Consider the following 12,443-nt stretch of genomic DNA (forward strand, 5'->3'; position numbering starts at 1 on the left):
GCGGTGGGTTCAACGAAGATATCGGAATTCGGCGGTGGCGAAGAGGGCTTGGACCAACAGAGACAAGGCCGCCTCCTGTTGGTTCCCCGGCTTCTCGATCGCCGCGGCCTTGGAGGTGCGCGTGACCACTTCGGCCGGGGCCCCGTTGGGGCGAACCGCTGCCGATACAATCTCCAGGGTGAGCGAGCCATCCTCCTCCTCGGTGGTCAGACTGCTCAGGTCGTCCGACCCCAGGTAGTTGGCCTCCTGCTCCTTGAGGAATTGCTGCGCCCGCTTGATTTCCGGCGGCGTCGGCTCGCGCAGGAGCGCGGTCTTGTACACCTCCCGAACACGACTGTCATCCGAACCCTGGGTCGCAAGGATGCGACGGGCGAGGTGCACGGATTCCGACTGCACAAACGGATTGTTCATGAGGTAGAGCGCCTGGCTCGGAGTCGTAGTGCTCTCCCGCCGGGAACTGACCAGGTTTGGATTCGGGAAGTCGAACAACGACAACTCTTCGGGCACCACATCGCGGGGAACGGGCAGGTACACGCTGCGCTTGGGGAAGTCCTGGGGGAAATCCGTGGGCCAGATGTTGACGCCGTAGTAGCCGTCACCGAAATCCGCCGTGACGGCCCCCTCCGGCGGATTGAGATCCAGCCGGCCGCTGGCGGCCAGGATCGAATCCCGGAGCGATTCGGCCTTCAGCCGCCGGGGTGAGGCGCGCCAAAGCAGCGTGTTTTCGGGATCGGTCTCAAGCGCCTTTGCACTGGCCTGTGAGCTGAGCTGGTAGGTGCGCGTCAGAACCAGCGATCGCACCAACTGCTTCACGGACCATTGCTGAACGGTTGCGAATTGGATGGCGAGGTAGTCGAGCAACTCCGGATGCGTGGGTGCGGAGCCCAGCCGTCCGAAATTGTCAGACGTTTCAACGATGCCCACTCCAAAGAGCTGCTGCCATGCGCGGTTTACCGCCACGCGTGCCGTCAAAGGATTGTCGGGATGCGTCAGCCACTGCGCGTATTCCAGCCGGCCGCTGCTGTCCTCGGGGACCGCCGGAGCATCCTGGAGAGCGACGATGCGTAGAAAGCCGCGCGGCGTGATCTCCTTGGGCTTGGAAAGGTCGCCCCGGAAATAGATCGGCGATTCCACCGGATCGAGATCCCGGACACCCATCGCATACGGTCCGCGCGCCGGCACCCGTTCGACCGGTTCCGCGTTCGTGCCCCGGGGTCCCCGCCTGCCGGCAAGGTTGTTGGTTCCGCCCCGCCGGCCGCCGAACTCGTTGGTGCGCCCGTTGAAATTGGCATTGGTGTTGACCGCCATGTTGGGTGTGGGACCACCGCCGTTGAGGACGTCCCGGTCGGGATTCCCGGCGAGGCCGAGCAGCGGCGTCGGACGCCGATTGCCACGGCCACCCACCGTTCCGTAAAGGGTGTCCGTGCTGGAGAAGATGCCGGCGAGCGCGTGGTAGTCGCGGGTGGGAATGGGATCGAACTTGTGGTCATGGCACCGGGCGCAACTGACCGTGAGACCGAGGAATCCGCGGGTGGTGACGTCAATCTGATCGTCCACGACCTGAAACTTGGAATACTTGGGCCGCGTCTCATTCAGTCCCTTGGGACCAATGGCGAGGAACCCGGTGGCAATGAGAAGTTGATCGCGCTCGGATTGATCCGCGGCCGGCAGCAGGTCACCGGCGATCTGCTCGTGAATGAACCGGTCATAGGGCTTGTCCGCATTGAATGCGTTTATGACGTAATCCCGGTACTTCCATGCGTAGGGATAGTTCAAGTTCCGGTCCAGGCCGGTGGACTCGCCATACCGTGCGACATCCAGCCAGGCGCGCCCCCAATGCTCGCCAAAGCGCGGCGAGCTCAGCAACTGGTCCACCAGCTTCTCCAGGGCATCGTCTGACCGGTCATTGGCGAAGGCGTCCACCTGCTCCGGCGAGGGCGGCAGCCCGGTGAGATCATAGTACACACGGCGCACCAGCGTGCGCCGGTCCGCATCGGAAACCGGTTGAAGCCCCTTCTCCTCCAGCTTCGCCAGAACGAACCGGTCAATGTCCGTCTTCGGCCATCGGCGCTCACGAACGGCCGGCGGCGGTGTGGCCCGGGGTTTCTGAAAAGCCCAGAATTCCCGCTCCTTGTCCCAATCCACCGGCTTGTCGGGTTTGGGCGGCTCCGAACTGGCCACCTTGGAGGCGTCCCGCGGATCCGGAGCCCCCATCTCCACCCACTTCTCGAAGTCGGCGATGACCTCGTCCGGCAGCATCCCCCCCCTTTTCTCCGGAGGCATCGCCAGCCGCCCTTCCTGGCGGATCGCACGGATCACGAAGCTGTCATCCGGCTTGAATGGCACAATGCCCGGGCCGCGCTCGCCGCCAATCCGGATGCCATCACGCGAATCCAGCACGAAGTCCCCCTTCATCCTGCCGCTCTCCTCGGAGTGACATTCGTAGCATTTGTCCACCAGCACGGGCCGGATCTTCTTCTCGAAAAACTCGATCTGTTCGGGTGTGAAGTTCTTGCCCGGCTTGGCCGCTGAAAGCGACAGCGACAACGCCGCGAAGGACAGCAAGGCAATCGAACTTCGATTCCGGGACTGATTGGATGGAGCGTTTTTCATGGGAATGGGGCGGAGGTTGAAGGAATTCTTGGGACTCCAGGACTCAAGGGATCAGCCGGAAGAACCGTTGTTCTGGTTCCGTCACAGGTTCCTGATAGGGACTGGTGGCGCCGGGAACCGGGAGGAAGTCGAGCCCCAGTCCGTCCGCCCGCTCCAGGCGTCCTGCGCCGTCCCATGTCAGAATCAAGCTTCCGTTTTCGATCCGGACCTCGGTGAACTCCGATGGACCCGCGGCACCCTCGGCCGGCGGCGTCTGGGCAAAGGCATGGAGCTGGGCCACCCGCTCCGCGCTGAGGGACTGGTTCAGGATGGCGAACTCGTCAATCACCCCGTCGAACACATCGCCGGGCAACGTCGGCGGATTGATGGGCGGGACGATGGAAACGTTGATGCCGTCGTGCCGCAGGAAGCCGGCCTGTCCGAACGTTGGCTGGTTATTGGGATGCCGGTAGAGCTGTCCGATGCCGCCGACGAAACCAGCAGACACCCCGTTCACATACAACCGAAGCTGGCCGGTGAACCCGTTCGGATCCCCATCCAGAATGCCCACCACGTGGTAGGTTTCCCCGGATCGGACCGGCGCGGCGACGTACTTGGCGGTCTCCGGATTACCGGTGGTACCGCCCCAGGGCGATCCGGGTCCATCGCTGGCATTGTTGTGCGCATGGAAGACCAACAGCGCCTCCGTGGGCTCGGGATCATCCTGGGTGCCATACAGGTAGAATCCGATGCGCCCGTGGCCGAAAATCGCCGGCGCCTCCGCGTTGGTTCCCTGCAGGCGCGGCAGCCGGTTTGCCTGGAAGGAGAATACATGCGTCCGCTTGGGCCAGGGCCCCAGGATCGCATTCAAATCGCGCCCGTTGGGGACCAGAATGATGTTGTCCGTGGATTGATCAAACCGGACGGCGGTATTCCCCGCCTGGTTGGTGACCAACCCCGGCACGCCGAGAACCGGTCCGTTCGCGATGTCGCCGATCAGACTGGCCGGTGTCTGGTCCAGGCGTGAGATGAGGGTGAAGAATTCCGATCCGGAGGACTCGTCGAACGTCCAGTACCGGACGGCATTCTCGGACAGCAACTCCTCCCGGTACCGGATCGCGGACACGATGGACGTCGTGGCGTTCAGCACGTTGGGCGTCTCGGCGCGATCCAGCAACCCGTTGACCGTCACCGCGTAGCGCTGGCCATGCACCTGCGGCGAAGTCTTCAACGTCACGTGGAGGCCATCGTTCGACACCACCGCCGAGGTGACCGTCAGGCCCGGGATGGAGTATGCGGCCACGCTGCCCGCCGGTTGCGTCCGCAACGGTTCACTGAAGGACAACCGGATCTCGTTGAGCGTGCCGGCGATTCCAATGGCACGGACAATCCGGGGGGCTTCGACGTCCGGAAGGACCGTCAGCACCGCGGCCGGGCTGCTGACGCTGCTGAATTCGTTGGAGACCGTCACCGAATACGAGCCGGCTGCACCGAGGGTTGCGGGGAACTCAAGCACCGGCGCGGTCCGGTTTGGAATCGGCGCACCGTTGTAGAACCACTGATACTGAAACGGAGGCTCGCCGGTCGCCACGGCCGTGAACCGTGCGACTCCATTCTCGACGACCTGCCGGGCCGCCAGATCGCTCGCAGGAGAAAGGCCGGCGGGACCGGCGGATGTGAAGGTGAAGACCCGGTTTGTTGGGGCGATGACGTTGTCCGCAGCCAGAATGTCGGCCACCCCGCGGACCGAGATCTCATAGTCGGCCCCGGGTTGGAACCCGAACGCGCCCTGGAGGCGGACGGTGACCAGGTCCTCCAGAAGCTCCGCAGAAGCCACCGCGAGCGACCCGCCGCCGACCCGTTGCAGGGTGTAGTTCGCGAGGTCCTCCGCGGTCTCAGCACTGACCGGCTGGTTGAAGAGCAGACGCAGCTGATCAGGGTTTCCCCGGGTCTCGCTTCCGACCAGCAGGGTCGGCGGGCTTTCCACGGAAAGGCTCTCACCGGTTCCGGCGCGATAGCGATCGGCAATGCGCGCCTCGCTGAGCACCGAATTGTAGATGGACAGCTCGTCAATGGTACCGTCGAACGATCCGAACGTACCGTTAAGGTTCAGGAAGATCCGTGCATTGCCGCTGCCAATTCGGATGTCGCCGTTGTGGTTGTAGATCTGTCCGATGCCCCCCGCGCGACCGACCAGAACGTTGTTCACGTACAATCGCAGCTCGCCCTCAAAACTGTCGGTGCGGCCATCGAACACAGCCACCACGTGGTAGACCTCGCCGGTCCGGATCGTGTGGGTCACATAGATGGGATCCGCCCCCCGAAGACCGAACGGTGCGCCCGGACCGTCAGAGGTGTCGTTAAACGCGTGAAATACAAGCGTCGACTCGTTCGGGTTCTGGTTGTCCGGATCGCGCCACAGGTGCACGTGGATGCTCCGGAGGTTTCCGCCCTCCTCATAGAGGCCGGCGGTCGCAGCAAGTCCGGTCAATCCCGGGGCCGGCACGCGGTCGGCCTGGAACCAGAATTCAATGGTCCGCTGTGCCCAGGGACCCCGGAAATCGTTGATGTCCCCGCCATTGGGCACAGCCACGTAATTGGTATTCGCGGCCACGAACCGCGTGGCGTATTCGCCACGAGCGGAAGGCACCAGGCTCGGGACGCCCAAGATGGGGAGGTTGACGTAGGTCCCGTTGGTATTGACCTGATCCCCCGAGGCCAACTCTGTGCCCGCAACCGTTCCCACGGTTTCCTCGAATCGGAAGTAGCGAACCGGATCGTCGCCGAGGACTTCATCCCGATAAGTGATCGTCGATGGAACGCTTGTACTTTCCGTGAGGGTATTTCCGGCCGAGGAGACGTCCCGCAGTCCAATAAGGCTCAACGGATACGTGATGCCCGACCGCTGAGGGGTGGTTTCAAGGATGACCGAGCGCCCGTCGGAGCCCAGCGTTGCGGAAAGCACCCGGAAGAGGGGCGAACTGTACACGGCTGTATCCGTGGCGGTGACGGGATCGAGGGGCTCATCGAAGGTGAGGATCACGCGGTTGACACCGCCCGCCACGCCACGCACCGACACCAGTTGCGGCGGTGTTCGATCGGGCTGAATCACCACATCGGCCTCCGGGCTGGCCAATTCGCTGAAATCATTGCGGACCACAACCGAGAACCGGCCGCCGGAATCTAGCGTCGCCGGAAAGCGCAGCACCCGGTTGGTGGCCCCTGCAATCGGCAGGCTGTCGCGCCGCCACTGGTAGGAGAACGGACCCGCCCCGGTCGGCTGCGCGGAAAGTCGCACCTCGGAACCTTCAACGAACGCGCCGCCGATGACGCTTTCCGGCGCAAGACCCACATCGCCGAAGTCGCCCTCGGAATAGTTCACATTCAGATCATCAATCCAATGGGTCTGGAACCAGGTGCGGGTGCGTGCGGCAAACCCGAGCTGGGCGTTTGGAATCGCCTCGAATGGCGTCTGAAAGCGATCCAGAACGGTCACACCATCCCAGCGGATCGTGAGTTGACCATTGCGGCGCAGGTCCACATCCACGTCCACCCACCGCCCGTCCTCGCTGGTGATCGGCGGGATACCGTTGGATCCCGCCAGCACGTTCGTCAAAATCTGGCTGTTCAGCACAACACCAAAAGCCACAGGATCTGCAGAACCGTCGGAGTGCGTGTCGAAGGTGACACTGAACCGGCTGCCGGGAGCGAACGGCACGAAACCCTCCTCGGGAGCCGGAAGGGTTCCCAAGGGGAGATCTCCCGCCAGATTGATGCTGAAGCCGTCGCCCGGTTCGTCCAGTCCCGTTGTGGAGGCCCCATCGGAGATGCGCGCTTTGAAGCGCACCCGCACCTGGTCCACGTTGCGACGTTCGGTGATCAGCACGGCGCCGTTGCGATTGCGAAATGCGTCCGTGAGCTGGAGGAACCCGCTGCCGTCATGGCTTCCGGAGGCGACCACGTCGGCAACACCCGAGAAGCGGAATCCAGAAGGACGCCCGTTGTTGAATGTGTAGGTGGTCCCTGTTGGGGCACTGAAGGTGAACGGCACCACCAGGGGATTGGGGGCCAGATCGTTGGGTACCGTCGCCTGATCACGCTGGTTGCGGATCGTGACTGAGTAGCCCGTCCCCGGAACGAAATTGAACGTCCCCGAGAGCAGCACCGACGCCTCGTCCGCCGAGAGTGTGGCGGCGGCAATCGGGAGCGCCGCTCCACCAGCGGGCCGGACTTCGTAATTGGACACGGACGCCGCGCGGAGGGGATCCACCGGCTCACTGAATGTGATTCGAAGGGTGTTGGGATTGCCTCCTGTTTCCGCGGAAAGGACCACCGGTGCCTCCGTGTCCGGCGTGACGGTCAGCACGGTCTCGATCGTCTCGGCCCGGCCAAAGGCATTGATCGCCCTGCCCCGGATCCTGGACCCGTTCCACGAGGCCGGTACGCGGGCCACCCGCAGAAACGACAGATCCTCATCCTCGATCGGCAGGCCGTCCCGGGTCCATTCGTAAGTCACCGGCTGGGCGGCGATCACATCCAGCGCCAGCAGCAACTCGGCTCCTTCGTCAACTGTTTCCGCCGCCGGAAGCGATCCCTGGTTGAAACCACTTCCGTTGAATATCGGCGGCTGATTGGTCTCGAAGCGTCCGAGGAAGGGGTCAATGGGATATTGAGAAAGGTGGAGCGCCGGAATGATCTCCTGGATGCCGTCCGGGCGCTGCCATCCAACCTGGATAAACGCGCCCCCGCCCCCCTGTTTGTGCAGCACTTCGAAATAATACTTCCGCCCGCGAACGAGGTTGATCGGGGCGGAATTCCGCTCATTGAGGCGCGGACCACCGAACAGGGACCCGCCCGAATCCGATTCAAAGGCGATCTGGCGCAAATTGCCCAGGGTGTGGTCGGTGCTCAGGAATAGAGCGCCATTGTCGTCACTGGCGATTCCGAAGATGTAGGCCCCGGTGGCCGGGGCCTCGATGTAACCCCGAATCCAGGAACCGTAGTCATTGCCCGAGTTGTCCTTCCCCTGAAGCCCCGCGCGCAGCGGAACGCCCGGAAGCGAGGTGAAGTCGTCCAGTTGCTCGCGAAACGAGGGATCGTCCGGGAATCGAGCCGCATTGGTCAGCGACGCGAGGCCGATGCGGACACTGTTGAGGGAGGAGCTGGACGACAGATTGTCATAATAGAGACGGCCAACGGAGCCGGCGCGCAGTGCAGTGCCGGTCAGGAGGACCGTCGCCGCGGCGAGCACCGGCAAGAGACGGGCAGCAGGGATTTTCATAAAGGGTGCGAATGGGGAATTCGAAGTTGAGGATGACGCGTTAATTGGCGCGCAGCCACGCCGGGAAGTTGACCTGTGTCTTATACGCTTCGGTGTCCCATTCCCGATGCCACTTCAGTTCCCACAACTGGCGGAGGCGGACGTTGCGTGCAGAACCGTCGAAGAAGGCGAACTGGGTCCGACGGTTGTGCCGCGGCAGCGTAAAGTGCTGCATCTCGTAGCTGGCATAACCCTCGGTGTTGCTGTACTCGCCCGGCCGGTCCGAGGGGCTGTAGGCGATCCGGCTGGCGTAATGCGGTCCGCCACCGCGCCACATACTGTCACCCATCAGCGGAATCTGGGTCGTGTCCCCCGAAACGTTGAACGAGCCCCAATGCCACTCCCGAAGCCGGCCTTGGATGTCATCCTCCGCATTGTACATCCATAAATTGGCGCCGTAGCTCGCCCGCTCCTCCGCGGAAAACTCGGCGATACCCATCTCGTAGCTGTACCGGATACCCCCATAGGCCTCGGAGCCCCGGCCTCCGTTGGGCAGAGGACGCGGCTTCACCGCCACCGGGCAGGTCAGCAATTGCTTGCGGGCACCCACCTGGCGCTGAAGCGCATTGAACCAGGCACCACGCGCCCAGCCTCCGTCCACAATTCCGGAGGGCAGCTTGTCCCGGTTGTCGGCGGAGTAGATTGCCCACTCGATGCCCCACTGCCGAAGATTCGAGAGGCAGGCCGCGGCATTTGCCTTTTCCTTGGCCTTCGCAAGGCCCGGCAACAACATCCCTGCAAGAATCGCAATGATGGCGATGACCACCAGCAGTTCGATCAGGGTGAATCCACGAGGCCGGCTTCCGATCCGTCCATCAAGACGATTCGGGACGTTTTCGATATTAACTTCTTTTTCTATTGGTAAGGTAGACATTTTCTGACTTTTGCGGTTTTTGGAATGGTTTCGGCGGTGTTCAGCCGGGTTGCCGCCCCGTTGGGCGAGGGATCCTCAAGGTTCGGTGGATTTCACGGATTCAGCGATGAAGGCAGGAATCATCAGCGCGAAATGGCAACATCCACCTCACATTTACTTCTCCGCTGAACCTTCTCGGGAAAGTGAAGATTTCCCGCTGCGACCTGGGGCGTTTGCTTCCCCGAAAATTGCTCATGTTTCAGTGACCTTGCACGTCCGACACTTCCGGAACTCCGGTCAGAGCGGGCAACACTGTTTCGAACTTCTCCCGGCGGCGGGTGGAACCTTCAACGGGGACATTTAAAAACTATTTGCCTACTAGTGCAATAGATTTTTGAAGGAATTTTTGATTCGAGTTTCAAGGGATCCGCGCGATGTCCGCCGTTGCCATGGGCACCGGCTTCCGTTCAGACCGGGGATGCCGTCGAGCTCAAATGTGGAAATCGAGGCCGACCATCCTCTGCTCAAGCTGCCGTTCCTGCTCCAGCAGGTCTCCCAGGGTGGTCTCGTCGAGGATTTGGGCCGTCGCGTCGCGGACCTTCTTCATCACGGCCCGGATCCCGCAGGTTCGCTCGTCGAGGCAGTCCCGGCATGGTGCGTACCCGGTATGGCTGACGCAGGAAACCATCGCGAGAGGGCCGTCAATCAACCGAATGATCCGACTGAGGGGAATCGTGCCCGGTGCCCGATTGAGGGTGTATCCCCCTCCCTTGCCCGGACGGCTGTGCAGGATCCCGGCTCCCTTGAGTTCCAAGAGTATGATTTCAAGGAATTTGCGCGGCAGCTTTTCTTTTTCGGCAATGTCTCGAATCAACACAGACTTGCCCTGACCGTGCTTCGCGAGGTGGAGCATGGCCCGAATCCCGTACTTGGCTTTTTGCGACAGCATCTGCGGAAATGCTAGGCGTCCGACCGCCAAAACGCAGCACCGAAACGCCATTCCGGAACTCACCCAGGGGCGCTGTCCGCTGCTTCCGCAGCGATGAGACGGTCGGCGATTTCTTGCAGATCGCCGGCCCCACTTCTTGTTGGGGCGATCCGAATCGCCGCCGAATCCTTGGTCAGCCAGACCGATGTTTGCACACGGCTTCCCGACCCCCAACGCGAGCGCCGGGCACGAAAGCACCGGGCGTGTGCTCCGATGAAACTTTCACCCGGATTCGGTGATCCATTGCCATGGCGACGCAGGAGCCTTCTGAAACGCCCGATTGGCTGGATGCGGTTGCGTCCCGCCGGCTGACCGGGGAAGCACTGGCGCGGTGGCGCCAGCGGACTGCCGGAGATCCCATGGCCCGGGCACGCCTGAACGAAGACCTCGCGTTGAACCAGGCGCTGGACGCGCTGCCGGCGGCCACGGTGTCCTCCAATTTTCTCGCCCGGATTGAAACCCGAATCGCCCGTGAGGAGAGCGGGGATCGGCACCGCCCACCTGCAGCCTGGCGTTGGTGGCGCTGGCGCCCGGCCGGGGCGTGGGGACTGGCCGCAGCGGTGGCCCTCGCCGCCGGCTGGACGTGGCGCCAGCAGGAGGTGGAACGTCGGGAGTTCGCCAGCCGCTTGGCCGCCCTGTCGGCAACGGTCGGTCTTCCCGGGGTGGAATCCCTCGACGATTTCGAGACCGTGAGGTGGTTGCAGGCGTCCGCCGCACCCGGAGATGTGGACCTGCTGGCCGTGCTCGATGCCGAACCCTGAAGCCCTGGACCATGAACCCCTGCCTGCTTGCGAGTTTGGTGCTGGCGTTGACGTTTGGAGGGGCCGTCCGGACGGCCGAGCCGCCGTCACGCACGGCGATCCGGCTCCCGGTTCCCCCGCCGCCGGTTCCGCCCGCGCGCAAGGCGCCCTCCGATCTCTTCCGAGAACTCCTGGCGGCCACGCCGGAAGAACGCGATGCCTTCCTTGCCGCGCGTTCCCCGGCGGCCCGCGACCTGATCCGCACCAAGCTTCAGGAGTTTGAGGCCCTGCCCCGGGAACAACGGGAGCGGCGTCTGCGCGTCGCCGAAATCGAATTTCACTTTGCCGCCCTGTTGCGGGCTCCCGCCGAGGGGCGCGCGCGGCTCCTGGCCGGGGTCCCCATCGAGTGGCGGGCTCTCTTTGAGGATCGCTTGCGCACCTGGGACGCCCTTCCGGAGGCGCGCCGTCAGGAACTGATCCCCGGCGGACGACCGACCTTGGAGCTCCTCACCCGGTTGCGCAGTGCCGATACCGCCACCCGGACCGGGGCCGCGACCGCCGCCATGCCGCCCCCGCTTCGGACTCGTGGCACCGCAGCAGGCCCAGCCACGGGTCCTGACGACCTTCAGCGGTTCCTGACACTCAACCGGTCCGAACGGACAAAGATCCTCAAGCGCATGACCCCGGGAGATCGGTCGCGGGCGGAACAGACCCTCGTCCAGCTGCAGCAGCTTCCGGAGCCTCAACGCGAGCAGGTGGTGCGGGGTCTCCGCCGATACCTGGAGATGGCGCCCGCGCAGCGGGAGGCCTTTCTCGTCAGCGCCGAACGATGGCAGCAGCTTTCGCCGTCGGAACGCGATGCCTGGCGTCGCACCGTGGGACGCGTGGCAGGGTCCGTGCCCCAGCCCATGCCGCCCGCTCGCGGCGTGACCGGCCAGATGTCAGAGGGCGCCGCGGGTCGCTGATCGTCCGGATTCTTTTCTCGTCAGTGAAATCGGGTTTCGATCCAATGCCCACCCACCGCATCGTCATGACCTCGCTCGCCAAATTCCCCCGCGGTGCCGCCCTGTGGGCGGCCCTGTTCCTCGCCGGACCCCTTTCGGCCGCGCCGATTCCCTCCGAATACCGCATCGGGGGATTCGCCGTGGGATGCCAGGCGTACACGTTCAACCGATTCACCGCCTTCGAGGCCATCGAGAAGACCGAGGCGGCGGGCGGGAAGGTCATCGAGTTCTACCCCGGACAGCCACTGAGCCCGGACGACCGCGGAGTCAAGGTGGGCCATGACATGGACCCGGCCGCCCTTCAACAACTCAAGGACAAGCTTCAGAAACACGGCATCAGGGCGGTCAACTACGGTGTGGTGGGCATCCCCCGGGATGAAGCCGGCGCCCGGAAGGTGTTCGACTTCGCGAAGGCGCTGGGGTTGTACGCGATCACGACGGAATCCACCGATGCCATGGACACGTTTGAACCGCTCGTCCGCGAATACGACATCCGCGTGGCGTTCCACAACCATGCCCGTCAACCGAACAATCCGTCCTACACGCTGTGGGATCCCCAATGGGTGATGGATCTGGTGAAGAACCGGGATCCAAGGATTGGCGCCTGTGCGGACATCGGACACTGGCAGACCAGCGGAATTCCGGCGGTGGACGGGCTCCGGATCCTGTCCGGACGGGTGGTGTCCCTGCACGCCAAGGAGCGCCTGAAGCTGGGTCCCGGCCAGCACGACGTCCCCTTCGGCACGGGGGGCACCGACATGGCGGCGGTCCTGTCCGAACTGCGGCACCAGAACTTCGAGGGCAACATCAGCATCGAGTACGAGTTCAACTGGGACCACTCCGTGCCCGACGTCGCACAGTGCGTCGGCTTTGTCCGGGGCTGGAGTGCGGCAAACCCGGTCGAGTGATCGGTGGGCGGTGGGCGGTGATGACGATTGGCCACGGT

At 63.6% G+C, this 12,443-nt stretch carries 7 protein-coding genes; 3 read left to right on the forward strand and 4 right to left on the reverse strand.

The annotated features are described in order from the left end of the window. Window positions 1-9: 9 nt before the first annotated feature. The 4 genes from KF791_10795 to KF791_10810 form a co-directional block, all read right to left on the reverse strand. Entirely contained in the window at window positions 10-2,613 is a 2,604-nt protein-coding gene (locus KF791_10795; GenBank protein MBX3733070.1) for a PSD1 domain-containing protein, read from the reverse strand. Window positions 2,614-2,656: 43 nt separating this feature from the next. Beyond that, complete coding sequence (locus tag KF791_10800; protein MBX3733071.1) at window positions 2,657-7,873, reverse strand: hypothetical protein; 5,217 nt, start codon at window positions 7,871-7,873, stop codon at window positions 2,657-2,659. Between the two features lie 40 nt (window positions 7,874-7,913). Next, entirely contained in the window at window positions 7,914-8,786 is an 873-nt protein-coding gene (locus tag KF791_10805; protein MBX3733072.1) for a type II secretion system protein, read from the reverse strand. Between the two features lie 469 nt (window positions 8,787-9,255). Continuing rightward, window positions 9,256-9,714 (reverse strand): Rrf2 family transcriptional regulator, encoded by a 459-nt coding sequence (locus KF791_10810; protein ID MBX3733073.1) that lies wholly within the window; start codon window positions 9,712-9,714, stop codon window positions 9,256-9,258. Window positions 9,715-10,001: 287 nt separating this feature from the next. On the opposite strand from KF791_10810, the gene KF791_10815 reads away from it, so the two are divergent. From KF791_10815 to KF791_10825, 3 genes are all read left to right on the forward strand, one after another. Then, window positions 10,002-10,514, forward strand: coding sequence for a hypothetical protein (locus tag KF791_10815; protein MBX3733074.1), 513 nt, complete (start codon window positions 10,002-10,004; stop codon window positions 10,512-10,514). 11 nt (window positions 10,515-10,525) lie between these two features. Further along, entirely contained in the window at window positions 10,526-11,458 is a 933-nt protein-coding gene (locus KF791_10820; protein ID MBX3733075.1) for a DUF3106 domain-containing protein, read from the forward strand. Between the two features lie 65 nt (window positions 11,459-11,523). Beyond that, on the forward strand, window positions 11,524-12,405 hold the full coding sequence (locus KF791_10825; GenBank protein MBX3733076.1) for a sugar phosphate isomerase/epimerase: 882 nt from the start codon (window positions 11,524-11,526) through the stop codon (window positions 12,403-12,405). Window positions 12,406-12,443: the final 38 nt, after the last annotated feature.

This window comes from Verrucomicrobiia bacterium, from assembly GCA_019634635.1.
In the GTDB taxonomy this organism is placed as follows: Bacteria; Verrucomicrobiota; Verrucomicrobiia; order Limisphaerales; family UBA9464; genus UBA9464.